At 57.7% G+C, this 13,099-nt stretch carries 10 protein-coding genes and 1 tRNA gene; 8 read left to right on the top strand and 3 right to left on the bottom strand.

The window, feature by feature from the left end; all coding sequences use genetic code 11:
- Positions 1-38 precede the first annotated feature (38 nt).
- Positions 39-653 (bottom strand): hypothetical protein, encoded by a 615-nt coding sequence (locus tag VN622_17145; GenBank protein ID HWR37590.1) that lies wholly within the window; start codon positions 651-653, stop codon positions 39-41.
- Positions 654-1,202: 549 nt separating this feature from the next.
- Here VN622_17145 and VN622_17140 point away from each other — a divergent pair.
- The 5 genes from VN622_17140 to VN622_17120 all read left to right on the top strand — a co-directional run bounded on the left by VN622_17140 (position 1,203) and on the right by VN622_17120 (position 6,134).
- Positions 1,203-1,448, top strand: coding sequence for a hypothetical protein (locus tag VN622_17140; GenBank protein ID HWR37589.1), 246 nt, complete (start codon positions 1,203-1,205; stop codon positions 1,446-1,448).
- Between the two features lie 206 nt (positions 1,449-1,654).
- On the top strand, positions 1,655-1,933 hold the full coding sequence (locus VN622_17135) for a hypothetical protein (GenBank protein HWR37588.1): 279 nt from the start codon (positions 1,655-1,657) through the stop codon (positions 1,931-1,933).
- A 267-nt stretch (positions 1,934-2,200) separates the two neighbouring features.
- Positions 2,201-4,447 (top strand): TIM-barrel domain-containing protein, encoded by a 2,247-nt coding sequence (locus VN622_17130; GenBank protein HWR37587.1) that lies wholly within the window; start codon positions 2,201-2,203, stop codon positions 4,445-4,447.
- An 810-nt stretch (positions 4,448-5,257) separates the two neighbouring features.
- A complete protein-coding gene (locus VN622_17125) occupies positions 5,258-5,620 on the top strand; it encodes a metalloregulator ArsR/SmtB family transcription factor (GenBank protein ID HWR37586.1) in 363 nt (120 codons plus the stop codon).
- Positions 5,601-6,134 carry an SRPBCC family protein gene (locus VN622_17120; GenBank protein HWR37585.1) on the top strand — a complete coding sequence of 178 codons (534 nt, stop codon included), beginning with the start codon at positions 5,601-5,603 and terminating at the stop codon, positions 6,132-6,134. The genes VN622_17125 and VN622_17120 overlap by 20 nt, the downstream gene beginning before the upstream one ends.
- An 83-nt stretch (positions 6,135-6,217) precedes the next feature.
- On the opposite strand, the gene VN622_17115 is transcribed toward VN622_17120, so the two are convergent.
- Positions 6,218-6,292 (bottom strand) — tRNA-Glu (locus VN622_17115).
- A 179-nt stretch (positions 6,293-6,471) separates the two neighbouring features.
- Complete coding sequence (locus VN622_17110; protein ID HWR37584.1) at positions 6,472-7,506, bottom strand: SDR family oxidoreductase; 1,035 nt, start codon at positions 7,504-7,506, stop codon at positions 6,472-6,474.
- 285 nt (positions 7,507-7,791) lie between these two features.
- Between VN622_17110 and VN622_17105 the strand changes: the two genes are divergently transcribed.
- The 3 genes from VN622_17105 (at position 7,792) to VN622_17095 (ending at position 13,067) form a co-directional block, all read left to right on the top strand.
- Complete coding sequence (locus tag VN622_17105; GenBank protein HWR37583.1) at positions 7,792-9,768, top strand: peptidyl-prolyl cis-trans isomerase; 1,977 nt, start codon at positions 7,792-7,794, stop codon at positions 9,766-9,768.
- A gap of 238 nt (positions 9,769-10,006) precedes the next feature.
- Positions 10,007-10,645 carry a superoxide dismutase family protein gene (locus VN622_17100; protein HWR37582.1) on the top strand — a complete coding sequence of 213 codons (639 nt, stop codon included), beginning with the start codon at positions 10,007-10,009 and terminating at the stop codon, positions 10,643-10,645.
- A gap of 388 nt (positions 10,646-11,033) precedes the next feature.
- A complete protein-coding gene (locus VN622_17095; protein HWR37581.1) occupies positions 11,034-13,067 on the top strand; it encodes a hypothetical protein in 2,034 nt (677 codons plus the stop codon).
- The last annotated feature ends 32 nt before the right edge of the window (positions 13,068-13,099 follow it).

The raw sequence follows: 13,099 nt of genomic DNA, 5'->3' as shown, positions 1-13,099 counted from the left end.
CTTCACTACTTAGCGCTCTTAATCGAATACACCTTCGTTCAGTGGCAGTTTACAAAGTCAAAACTTTGCGCTTCCAATGCTGCTCCAGGCGTGACGATCAGCGGCGTCCCATTACTCTGTGCCGATGTGTTCTGAACAGGGGGCACACAGTTGGGAGTTGTCAGTCGGTCCAAGTTGGAGACAGCCTTGTCATACACGAAAGCTCTAACCTCGACGGTGTACACCGAGGAACCTGCGCGCTGCGCCCAGCCACCGCCCGGCAGCCGGAACACGGCAGGTCCGACTGGCAGGATGACATTCACTGGCGCACATGCGGCAGCGGCAGGGCATGAGTTTCCGAACGCTGTGAGGTAGGAAGCCACAGCGAAGTTCTGTGGAACACTGGGCACAGCATACCGAAACTCCGTGCCAGGGAGGCCTTGATCGGCAACATCAAAGATGGTTTCCCGGTTGAGGGTGATTACGCCACCCGATGGCCCGGAACTCGTGACTGCGTGCGCAATCGACACCATCCGCACGGCGTTCCGCGCTTCTGGGCCAACGAGCACATTGCCGAGTTTTGCTCCTGCCTCGGCCAGTATCAGCGTGGGCGGGTAGGCATTTGCGTTTTGAGGTATCGGTTGTGCCGAGTCGAGGGCGGAAACAACTACCAAGTATCGACCAGGTGCTGGTGGACACAAACTGAAGCCCCAGCCTGGTATTGAAGACGTCACCGCAACTGGTCTGTAGGTGGGAAGAGACGTAGTATTGTTCGAATCCAATTGCTGCAACGTAACGATCGCTCGAAGTCCATCGAGCGACTGTCCGGTCGACGCCTCAACCACCACACCGGTGATTTCGCCGCTGGTACAGCCTTGAAGCACAGGGTGAGGAGAGGGGCGGACGCCAACAGTCTCAGCCCCGCCGCATCCGCAAAGAAAAGCCGCAGATGGAATGGCGAATGTCGCCAGTAGAATCGATGTGCGAATAAGGGCAGTGCACAATCGCGGACTCATATTTACTATTGGCCTCCAAGCCGTTCTGAGGCGCTCAGAATAATAGCGTATTGTGGATTCCAACTGGCAATGACTTCGCGATAGCTTCCAGCAAACGTGCAGCTTGTCCGATGAGCGAGCACTCCGCAATTTATCGGCTAGAAAGATGCACTCCTATTCGCGTACTTGGTACTATCTTGGTAGTATCAAGAGTAGTAAGGAGAACGCATGGATATTCTCAAGATTCTTAATGACCTCCGAGCCGAACGCGAGCACATCGACCAAGCTATTTCGGCGCTTGAAGCACTCGGTGCGGGAGCCAGGAGCGAAGTTAGCCCGGCGCAAAAACCTGCAAAGGCAGCGGCGAAGCAAACTCGTGGCGGTGGCAGAATGAGCCCAGCCGCTCGGAAGCGCATGTCCGAGATGATGAAGCGCCGTTGGGCTGAGAGAAAGAAAAAGCAGAAGGCGGCATAGCTGCCAGGATCTCGACGGGGCTGGTCACAAGTTTGATCAGCCCTGTGTCTGCACAAACTGCATCCTCCTCTTTGGCAACCAGCGCCTCCCCGCAGGTGGCTATGGAAGGCGGTTTTGCTTGCATCGGAAAACAGTAGGCAATGGGTGATCCCGCAATCTGGCGTGGGGATTGCAGACTGGCGGTTTGCGAGGTATCATTGTAGTTAATGGCTTTCAACAAGAAAGACGTCGACGTCGATTCCAGGATCGAAGGCCCCGCCAGTTCGTATGTCCTGTCGTTTCAAACGGAACGTTTCCACCAGGACACCCGCTACCACTGGATGATTTGCAAGGCGCAGAACCCCGACGAATTAGTGTCGTGGGGATATGCATCTACAAAAGAACTCGCCGAAGCTGCAGCACAGAACGAAGTTAACGACCTCTCATCTGGGCTCACAAAGGGCGGCCGGGTAATCAGCACCAGTAATGCATTCACTCGCCGCTAATTACTGACACAATAGGGCCAGCTTGTAACTGCAAATCCTTCAGTGCTCCTCGAGCCGCCTTCTATGGCCCTAAAACTGCTTGCCCTAAAACTGCTTGCCTGAGCGAGTTTCGGATTGTAATCATTAACCATGTTCCTCCATTCCATTCTTCGGTCACTTATTTTTCCTAGGCGTTTCCTGTCGATAATCGTAGTTTTCACTGCTCTTGTTATTGCGCCCAGAGCAGTTTTCGCACAACAGATCACGGCTGCGGAGCGACCGGCCCAGTTGGATATCAGGGCTGCGGGCGCGGCGAGCATCAGGGTCACGCTCAAACCGGTGGGTCTGCGCGATCTTCCCGCGAATCCGTCAGTGGCCGACAGGGCGTATCCGGCGGCTCCGATCAGTCTTCGCCAGATCACGTCGCCGGTGAAGCGGAAGGTAGGCAACCTCAACGTCGAGGTACGGCCAAATCCGCTGACCTTGATTGTGACAAACGCGACCGGCGTGTTGGTACAGGAAATCGTGTTCGACGCGGATGGCAATCTCTCATTCAAAACGGGGAACTCCCCTATTCTCGGGATGGGCGAAGGCGGCCCCCGTCCGGAACGCGGAAAGTCGTGGCGTGACCAGAAGGTGCAATTCGACCGGCGCGGCGCGCTGGACATGATGGAGCCACGCTGGCAAAGCGACATGTACGGCTCACGAAATCCTGTCGCGACGCTGTTCGGCACGGAAGGCTGGGGAATTTTCGTGGCGGCGCCGTGGGTAAGAGTTGATCTGCGCAGCCCGAACCGCGGCATCTTCATGCCCTTCAAGCCGACCGGTGCAGAGGCTACGCCGCAGAATGTGCGCAACCAGCAGCAAACCGCGGGCAAGGGTCTTCCGCCGATTGGGGCAATTGTACCGGGGCTGTATGACTTTTTCGTGTTCGACGCGCATGAGCCGCCGAAAGCGATGAACGACTACTCAATGATCACCGGTCCGGCGGCAATGCCGCCGAAATGGGCTCTCGGCTACATGCAGTCGCATCGCACGATTGAGGACGAGAAACAGTTGTTGGGCATTATCGACACGTTCCGTTCCAAGCGCATTCCGATCGACGCGGTGATCTATCTTGGCACCGGTTTCTGCCCGCGCGGATGGAATACGCCGCAGCCCTCATATGACTTCAATCCAGAAGTATTTCACCGTGATCCGAAACTGGTATTGGATGACATGCACGCGAGGAACGTAAAAGTAATCGTGCATACAGTGCCGTGGGACCGCGATAAACTGCCGACACTGCACGGGACGATTCCCGCCAAGCCCAACGAAACGCTCGATTCGTCACACATCCAGAACTATTGGTCACAACACGTACCGTTGGTTAAGGCGGGCGTCGATGGTTTCTGGCCGGACGAAGGTGACTGGTTCAATCTTCATGAACGTGTTAAGCGCCATCAGATGTACTACCAGGGATCGTTGTCTACATCTCCGAACGCCCGGCCATGGAGCTTGCATCGGAACGGCTACCCTGGCATCGCGCAGTGGGGCGGCTGGGTCTGGTCGGGGGACACTGAATCTTCCTGGAAAACGCTTGAAGCCCAGATTGCGGTTGGCCTCAACTACTCGCTCGGCATAGGGCCGTACTGGGGCTCCGATATCGGCGGGTTCTACCCAAACCGCGACCTGACGGGCGAGCTGTTTGCGCGCTGGTTTCAGATGGCCGCTTTCAATGGGTCCTTCCGCTCACATGGACGGACCTGGTGGACGCGACTGCCGTGGGGTTGGGGCATCTCGGATATGGGACCTCGCGAGAACGGCAATGCAAACGCTCCGCTACGGGAAGACAGCCCGGCACAGATTCTGCAGTCTGAGATGAACAACCCGGCCATCGAGCCGGTTGCGCGCAAGTACTCTGAATTGCGCTATCAGCTCATGCCGTACACCTACACGCTCGCCTGGGAAGCCAGGAATAGCGGTCTTCCACTGCAGCGGGCGCTCTGGCTGCACTATCCGGATGATGCACGGGCACGCGGGTTGGGAGACGAGTTTCTCTGGGGCCGCGACATGCTGATTGCTCCGGTCTATCAGAAGAGCGCAACTTCACGCGATGTCTATCTCCCGAAGGGCGAGTGGTACGACTGGTGGACCAACAGCAAGGTGACCGGCGGAAAAATCGTAAGTCGCTCCGTTGACCTGGCTACCATGCCTATCTATGTCCGTGCCGGTGCGATCATCCCGTTCGACCCAGTGCGGCAGTACACAGCGCAGGTGGTGAGCGAGCCGACCACGCTTAGGGTGTATCGCGGCGAAAATGGCGTGTTCACGCTCTATGACGATGATGGCATCAGCCAGGACTACGTGCTCGGCAAGGGTACATGGACGCGCATCATTTGGAACGATGCGAAGCGCCAACTAACCCTCGAACCGGGTGCGCCCGCCGGCATGACGAACATCACAGGAAAACGCATTTTCCGTGTGCAGGTGCTGCCGGAAGGCAAGACCACAACCGTGAATTACACCGGAAAGCAGATTCGAGTCAGTTTGTAACGACTGGTACACCTTTGCAATCCTGTCCCACACGGCAACCGCCATGTGGGGCACCGTCAAGAGGAGAGTCGAGATGTGGGCGGGTAGCCAATTCAAGCCTTTTTTTGGCTTGAGTGGGGCTCTCTAAATGTACGAACCTCTCCGCTTTTTCTGGCTCGCTCATCATGTGGACAAGCGACAGCGCCCCCCTCATAAAGGCCCCGCAATAGCTTGGTTGCGGCGTTCGTGCGTCCGTGAACGGATAAGAAGGTTATTTCGAAATAGTCTTCACGGCAGGTGTGACCGAGACCAAAGGCCACATCCTCCAAGCGGTTCTTTGGCTGGTACGCTCTACCAAATACGCTGTTGCTGATCTTCACCAATTGCTCAAAGACTGGCAGGAAGTTTGGATGGCTCTTAAAGAACCTCTGAGAATGCTCGCTACGCCCGAAGTCAAATGTCATTTCGCACGAGTACATCGCGGTAGCGGTCCAGTCCTGCTTGCGCAGAATCATTCAGAATAGGACACCAAGGTTGGACAAACACCTTGTAAGTGATAGGTAGGAAGGATTTGGTAGCGCTACCAGGAATCGCGAGGCCAAAGGCCTGAAAACACAAGCGGGCCTGCAGAAAAGGCGCCTCTCCACAGCACTTCCCAGAAAACCCGAAGCTGAGAATTGCAGGCCGGGCTGTTGCGGAGAGAAGCGGAGAAACTAGTGTTTGTGGACAAACTGGACAAACGAAAAGGGCGCTTGCGCCCCCGCTGACTTCGGGCAGTCAAGCGCGCGCTCAGCCCTGCATGTCGCCGCCCCCTGCGATATACTGAACCACATGGTTCAGTATATGGAACCCATTCTCGATGCGACCTTCGCCGCGATCTCGGATCCCACCCGGCGCGGCGTTCTGGAACAGCTCGTACGCGAGGACGCTTCGATCACCGACCTTGCCGAAAGATTTCACATGACCCTGACAGGGATGAAGAAGCACGTCGGCGTCCTGGAGCAAGCGGGGCTCGTCGCGACAGAAAAGGTCGGGCGAGTGCGGACCTGCAGGCTCGGCCTGCACACGCTGGACAAAGAGGCGGAATGGATTGAGAGATACCGGCAGCTCTGGGCCGAACGCTTTGATGAACTAGACAAGATCGTCGAGGAATTGAAACAGAAGGAGAAAACCCATGGACAAAAGAAAAAATAGCGACACCAACCGGACGAAGAACAGCACGAGCGTGGAACGCAAGTCCGATCGTGAACTCGTCGTCACTCGAACCTTCAACGGCCCGGCGCATGTCGTTTTCAGTGCCTGGACCAAACCCGAACTGTTCCAGCGGTGGTGGGCACCGAAGTCGTTCGGAGTCTCCTTACTTTCCTGCGAGCTTGATGCCCGTACAGGGGGCAAGTACCGTCTGGTCTTCCGCCATCCCTCGACCGGGGAGCCAATGCCTTTCTTTGGTCGCTACGTCGAAGTGATCCCGCCCAAGCGCATCGTCTGGACGAACGACGAAGGGGAGGAACCCGGGGCCGTCACAACAGTGACCTTCGAAGAAAACGCCGGTGAGACCGTCGTCGTCCTGCACGACCTCTATCCTTCGAAAGAAGCGCTCGACGAAGGGATCGCCTCCGGAAGCACCAGCGGGTACCCCCTGCAATTTGAGCAGTTGGATCAGCTTCTCGTCGATTTGGGGGCGAATATGGGCGGGAGGCCGGCGTAAGCTTCTTCTGCGAGCTGAGTGTTCTCGACGCACCTGCAAAGTACAAAGCCGCCTTTTCGGCGGCTTTGTTTACGAGTGCGGTTTGGTAGCGCTACCGGGAATCGAACCCGGGTTTAAAGATTGAGAATCTTCCGTCCTAACCCCTAGACGATAGCGCCACACGTTGAAGACACAACGAATATAGCAAAGTTGCGCTGCTTTCAACAACCATGGCCTGGTCGTGTCGGCGCGAATTCGGGCTGAAAACAAGCTGGCGAGCAGGTGGTCGTGCTATCTGCCGCCTGGTCGCCGAAGCTGTTGCCAAAACGTGTTTTTCCTAACGGCTGATTTGTGATGACTAGGCCACGCGATCGAGTTTTTCTCCTTCGCTGACCCTGCTCTCTCTTCGCCTCAGCAGCCAGGTCAATGCGGCGGGCACTGCGAGCGCGGCAATCGAGCCCGCGACTTTCCTCCCGTTCGAACGCTGCCCGCGCGCTGCCTCGTTGTCGAGCCAGCCTCCGCGCACCCCTGTACCGGACGCGGTCGGTTTCAGGACGTTGCCGGAGGAATCCGGGACTGAGGCGTTCTGTCTCATCTGCCTTCGATGGGTGTGCATTGCCATCGCTTTTTCGGCGGTGATGGGGGCGAACCTTCCTTGCATGCTGAAGAGTTTCCCGGCGCGCCCGACGATGACTTCATCTTTCGGTTTCATCGCAAGTGCGAAGATCGTTTCCGAGACCTGTTCGGGCGGATATACGGGCGGGATGGCCTGCACGGGCTTGCCGGTGTGGTTGGCCGCATGTTCGAAGAAAGGCGTATCCATGGAGACCGGCATCACGGTGCAGACGTGGATATCCTTATTGTCATTGGCCCATAGCTCCTGGCGCAAAGCCATTCCCAATCCGCGTATGCCGTGTTTGGCGGCAACGTAAGAACTCTGATAGGGAGCGGAGTCCTTGCCGAGGTAGGACGAGACGTTGATGAGCACGCCCTTACCCTGCTGCCGGAACTGGCGCAGGGCCTCGTACGAGCCGTAGATACAGCCCATCAGGTCCGTTTCAATAACTTGACGATGTTCTTCCAGCGGGATCTCATCGAAGCGCCCGAACGTAGAGACACCTGCGTTATTGACCCAGGCATCGATGCCTCCGAATGCGTCGATAGCGCGGCGGGAGAGACGTTCGACATCCCCGGAATCGCTGACGTCGGTGTCGACGGAAAGAGCGCGTACGTTCAACTGTTCGCACTCCGCGGCCAACTCTTTGAGCAGACTCTTGCGGCGGGCTCCCAGCACCAGGTTCGCGCCAGCTTGGGCAAACCGCAAGGCCGTCGCGCGGCCGATTCCGCTTGAAGCGCCTGTGATCACAACGACTTTATTCTTCATCTCTTTCATGCCAAAGCTCTCCTCGAAGGGCGGAAAGAGAAAGAGATGGCCTGCCTCCGCAACAAGATGTCCTGCGAGAGGAGGAAGTGCTGTGCTCAAGGAATGTCACGAAGGGCGCAGGAAAGAAGCGCCGAACGAAAGCTCGAAACAATGATCGGCCGTGCTTGTTGCTGGGCCGGTGGAACCTGAGCCTTTGGGCGCCTCCTGTGCGGTATAATCTGAAATTCCGCCCGGAAATCTTGCGGTCAAGTTGTAGTACGTGGTTCTCCGGTCGCGATTTGGAGCCCTGGAAAGATGATTCGATTCCTGCAAACTCCCGGCCCGGTTAAAAAGATCCTGCTGGGCGGCCTTCTCCTGATCATCTGCGTAATGATGGTCGTAACGCTTATCCCGGGCGGCATTCTCGGCGATGCCCTGGCTGGCGGCACTGCTGGTACCGTTGCCAAGGTTGGCTCCGAACACGTCACCGTTCAAGATGTTCAACAGTTAGCTCGTCAGATGGGCCGCCAGCAGTTTCCGCGTGGCCTCCCGCAGCAGCTGATGCCGTTCATGATGCAGCGTGCGGCGGAAACGCTGATCATGCAGAATGTGGTACTGGCGGAAGCCGACCGCATGGGTCTGAGCGCCAGCGATGAGGAACTGCGTTACGAGTTGCAGCACGGGCCTATCTCGCGCGAAATCTTCCCGAACGGCAACTTCATCGGGCAGGACGCCTATCAATCGTTTGTACAGAACCAGTTCCAGTTGAGCGTCGCGCAATTCGAGCAGCTCGTCAAGAAAGACCTGACGATCCGCAAGCTGCGCAGCGTGATCGAGGGTGGCGTGACCGTCTCTAACGCCGAACTCATGGATGAGTATCGTCGTCAGAACATGAAAGTGAAGTTCGAGTACGCGGTGCTCTCGCTCGACGACGTTGCCAAGAGCGTGACGCCGACCGAATCGGAACTACGCGCCTACTATGAGAAGAATCAGGAAAGCCTGAAGAACGCTATTCCTGAGCAGCGCAAGGCGGCATTCGTCATGATCGATGCCACCAAGCTGCCGAATGCCGCAAAGCCGACGAACGAAGACTTCAAGAGCTACTACCAGGCGCATCAGGATGAGTTCCGCGTTCCTGATTCCGTGACCGTTCGTCACATCCTTATCAAGACTCCAGAAGCCGGACCTGATGCGAAGGTGGATCAGGCTGCCGTGGACGGCGCGCGAGCGAAAGCCGAAGATGTCCTGAAGCAGCTCAAGGCGGGCGCGAAGTTCGACGCTCTTGCGAAGAAGTACTCGGATGACAAAGGCAGCGCCGCCGAAGGTGGTCTGCTCGGTCCTATCACCAGGGGCCGCACGGTGCCGGAGTTCGAGCAGGCAGCTTTCTCGCTGAACAAGGGCGAGACGAGCGGCATTGTGAAGAGCAGCTACGGCTTCCACATCATCCGCGTAGACGACAAGACCTCCGCGCATCTGCAATCGCTCGATGAAGTTCGCGCCAGAATTGAGCCGATCGTCGCGCGCCAGAAGGCACAAGCAGAAGTCGATAAGCTGGCACGCACGCTTGAAACTGAGTCGCGCGCGCAGGGCCTGGAGAAGGCTGCGGCCGCGAGGGGCTTGCAGATTACGACAACGGAGTTCGTGAGTCGCGAAGCTTCTCTTCCGGGCGTGGGCAATGCGCCAGAGTTTATGGAAGCCATCTTCGCCAATAAGCCGATGTCCCCGCCCGTTTCAGTTCGCGTTCCAGAGGGCATTGCGATTGCGCAGACTCTCGATGTCCGGCCGCCTGCCACCCCGACCTTTGAACAGGTCCGTGACCGGCTGGCACAGCAATTCAAGCAGGAGCGCTCACAGGCGATGTTGCAGCAGAAATCGCAGGAACTGGCCGACCGCGCTCGTTCTGAGCACAATCTGAAGTCCGCAGCCAAAGCGCTCGGAGCGACAGTGAAGTCGAGCGATCTGGTGACTGCGGCACAGCAGGTGCCGGATGTAGGTGCAATGTCGGGCCAGGCGTCGATCATCTTCGACGCTAAGCCGGGCGAAATCGTAGGCCCTGTGGCAGGCGGACAAAGCGGGATTGTGATGCAGTTGGTGGAAAAGCAAGAGCCGCCAGCAGCGGAGTTCGAAAAGTCCAAGGAAGAGATGCGCGAGTCATTGCTCGCTCGCAAGCGCGGAGAGGTGATGGAACTCTACGTCACCAACCTGCGCCAAAGCATGGAGAAAGACGGGAAAATCAAGCTGAACCAGAAAGAGCTTGCACGTCTTACCACCTCGTCGGGCACGAACGATTAGCGCAGCCGCCTGACACGGGCGACGGCATTGTGAAAACAGTCACGCAAAATGGGAGCCAGCCGGCTCCCATTTTTGTTGCACCCAGTCCTGCTGTATTCTCCATTCATAGCTTCAGGCTCTACTCCCCCACTGGCCAATTCCGATCTGAATCTGAAACGTTAGGGCCTTCGTCTGAATCCAACTTCACTGGACCGAACCAGGGCTGTCCGTGGCGGTAGAAAATTCGAAACGAGGAACAATGACAAAACGAAATCTCCTGATTGCGGTAGTAGTATCGCTGTTGCTCGCTTCATGCGTTGGGCAGGGAACACCGGAGCCACCGAACGCAGGCCGGCAGGACCAGCCCGCTGGTCGGCACCAGACCGGCAAGGATATTCCCAAAGCGACCGCCGTTAAAGCACAAGACAACGCCAACAGCAGCGTCACGCAAAAAGTCGTTTACCTGAGGGACGCTAAGGGACAGGACGTTGGCAAAGCCACTTTGAAATCCGGTACGCGCGGCGTGGTGATACGCCTGAACCTGAAGAATTTGCCGCCGGGCGAGCACGCCATCCACATTCACCAAAATGCAAAATGCGAGCCGCCGGACTTCAAGTCAGCCGGGCCGCATTTCAATCCAAGCGGGAAACACCACGGTTTGGAGAGTGAGCAGGGCCCGCATGAAGGCGACATGAACAACATCACCATTAAGGCTAACGGCACCTCTCGCGTGACGATCTCGAATGATCGCGTGGCGCTCGTGCAGTCCGGCGTCGCCAACTCCGTCTTTGTGAATGGCGGCACCGCGCTTGTGATTCACGCGAAGCCCGATGACCAGAAAACGGATCCTGCGGGCAACGCGGGCGACCGGATTGCCTGCGGTGTCATTCAGGAGTAGTAAGCAGAAGCGTGCTTCCGACGGCAGATCGGCGATGACACAAAAAAGCGACGGATTCCCGACGACTGATGACTCGCGAGCCTGCGAAATCACCAAGTTTGTCTTCCTGAGCGAGGGCGGAAGCCCGAGTCGAAGGATCTCTCTTGCCAGCTCAGTTTACTCTGCGACTTTGCCGCTCCGCTAAAGGAAGGCAATTTCAAGAAATCGGCCTGGCGGAGCGACTTGCACTACCGCCAGCTTTGCCAAGCTAGTACGATGATTCCGCCATTCTGATGGGTACCTTCGAAACACTTAATGGAGGGAACTGATGCTACGCCTTACGCGTGTTGCCATCATCTTAATCATGTCCGCGGCAGTTGTTCTGCCGCTCGCTTCGCAGGAGAAACAAATGCCTACAACCGTTACGCCGGAAGCGCAGGCGGTAAAGCCGGCCTGGGTCGAATCCGCTAACGCGAAGTTGGCACAACAGCTCGTGGCCAAATACGGCGACTCGCAGCGCGAACGCGCAACGCGCGGGCTGAAGCAGATTGCCGTGTTCTGGCGCGCCGAAGATGGCGACCAGCGGGCCTACGAAGACTTTGTGACCACGAACTTCGCGGGCAGTCCGGCAACGCTGGACATGTTGTTTACCCGCTACGAGCGACTCTTCGAGCAGCTCGATGGACATCTACAGGAGATTGGGCGCGAGTTCCGCACGCAGACGGACCTTGACCTCGGCCCGATTCTTCCGGTTGATGAAGCATTTGCGGGCTATGACGTTAGCGCGCATCTCAATGACGATTTCTTCAAGAACAAGATTGCATTCACCGTGCTGCTCAACTTCCCGCTGACGACGTTGCAGGAGCGAATGCAGAACGGCCCCAGCTGGAACCGTCGCCAGTGGGCAGAGGCGCGCCTCGCGCAGCGCTTCACGCGTCGTGTTCCGGCACCCGTCAACCTGGCGATCGCGCAGGCCGTCTCGGATTCCGAGCGCTACATCTCCGACTACAACATCTGGATGCATCACCTGGTCAACGACAAGGGCGAGCGCATCTTCCCGCCGAAGCTGCGCCTGCTTTCGCACTGGAATCTGCGGGATGAGATCAAGGGCGACTACGCCGATACGCAGAACGGACTTGCGAAGCAGCGAATGATTCAGCAGGTGATGGAGCGCATCGTTACGCAAACCATTCCGGCTGCGGTTATCAACAACCCGGCTGTCGATTGGAATCCGTACACGAATGATGTGAAGCCTGCGGCGGTGAAGGACGCGGAAGTTGCGGTGCCGGCGACGGCTGAGAACAAGGCAGAGCCGGACACTCGTTATGCCGCCCTGCTTTCCATTTACCAGGCGGAACGCAAGCTGGACCCGTTTTCACCGACGGCGCCTACGCTCATCGCGCGCCGCTTCGACGAGAATCGCGAGCTGCCAGAGCAGCGCGTCAAGACGATGCTGGAACAGGTGGTGTCATCGCCGATGGTTCCGCGAATCGCCAAGCTCATTCAGCAGCGGCTTGGACGCCCGCTCGAACCGTTCGACATCTGGTACAACGGCTTCCGCGCGAAGAGCAAGTACAGCGAGGCGGAGCTTGACCAGATCGTCGCGAAGAAGTATCCGACGCCCGATGCCTACCGCCAGGACATTCCGAACATGCTCGTTAAGCTCGGCTTTACGCCTGACCGCGCAAAGTACATCGCGGCGAACATAGAGGTTGATCCGGCGCGGGGATCGGGACACGCGATGGGCGCAGCCATGCGCCAGGCACATGCGCACCTGCGCACGCGCGTCGAGAAGTCCGGCATGAACTACAAGGGCTACAACATCGCCGTGCATGAGATGGGTCATAACGTGGAGCAGACGCTTTCGCTCAACGACATCGACCACTACTTCCTGAATGGCGTGCCGAATACGGCGTTCACCGAAGCGTTGGCTTTCGTCTTCCAGGGACAGGATTTGAAGCTGCTGGGCCTCCAGCAAGACGATCCGCAATCGGAGGCGCTCAAGACACTCAATGACTTCTGGGGCACTTACGAGATAGCGGGTGTCGCGCTGGTCGATATGCAGGCCTGGCATTGGATGTATGACCATCCGCAGGCCACGCCTGCCGAGCTGAAGCAGGCGACGCTTGCGATTGCGAAGGACGTCTGGAACAAGTACTACGCGCCGGTGTTCGGCAAGAAGGATGTCGTCCTCCTCGGCGTTTACTCGCACATGATCGATTCCGTGCTCTACCTGCCCGACTACCCGATCGGCCACCTGATCGCTCATCAGCTCGAAGAGCAGGTGCGCAAGACCGGAGCTATCGGACCGGAGTTTGAGCGTATGGTGAAGCCAGGAAGCATCCTGCCTGACCTCTGGATGCAGAACGCCACCGGGCGTCCTGTGGGAGCAGAGGCCATGCTGGAAGCCACAGATCGTGCGCTGAGACAGCTAGGTTCATAAGACTCTCCGGCCCCAACATGTGTGCAGTAAAG

The organism is Clostridia bacterium, from assembly GCA_035561135.1.
Lineage (GTDB): Bacteria > Acidobacteriota > Terriglobia > Terriglobales > Acidobacteriaceae > DATMYA01.
This window is presented reverse-complemented; position numbering and strand designations above follow the sequence as displayed.

Coding starts and splice junctions, on each gene's coding strand:
- VN622_17140 (HWR37589.1), top strand. CDS start 1,203: ATGGATATTCTCAAGATTCTTAATGACCTCCGAGCCGAACGCGAGCAC.
- VN622_17135 (HWR37588.1), top strand. CDS start 1,655: ATGGCTTTCAACAAGAAAGACGTCGACGTCGATTCCAGGATCGAAGGC.
- VN622_17125 (HWR37586.1), top strand. CDS start 5,258: ATGGTTCAGTATATGGAACCCATTCTCGATGCGACCTTCGCCGCGATC.
- VN622_17120 (HWR37585.1), top strand. CDS start 5,601: ATGGACAAAAGAAAAAATAGCGACACCAACCGGACGAAGAACAGCACG.
- VN622_17110 (HWR37584.1), bottom strand. CDS start 7,506: ATGAAAGAGATGAAGAATAAAGTCGTTGTGATCACAGGCGCTTCAAGC.
- VN622_17105 (HWR37583.1), top strand. CDS start 7,792: ATGATTCGATTCCTGCAAACTCCCGGCCCGGTTAAAAAGATCCTGCTG.
- VN622_17100 (HWR37582.1), top strand. CDS start 10,007: ATGACAAAACGAAATCTCCTGATTGCGGTAGTAGTATCGCTGTTGCTC.
- VN622_17095 (HWR37581.1), top strand. CDS start 11,034: ATGCCTACAACCGTTACGCCGGAAGCGCAGGCGGTAAAGCCGGCCTGG.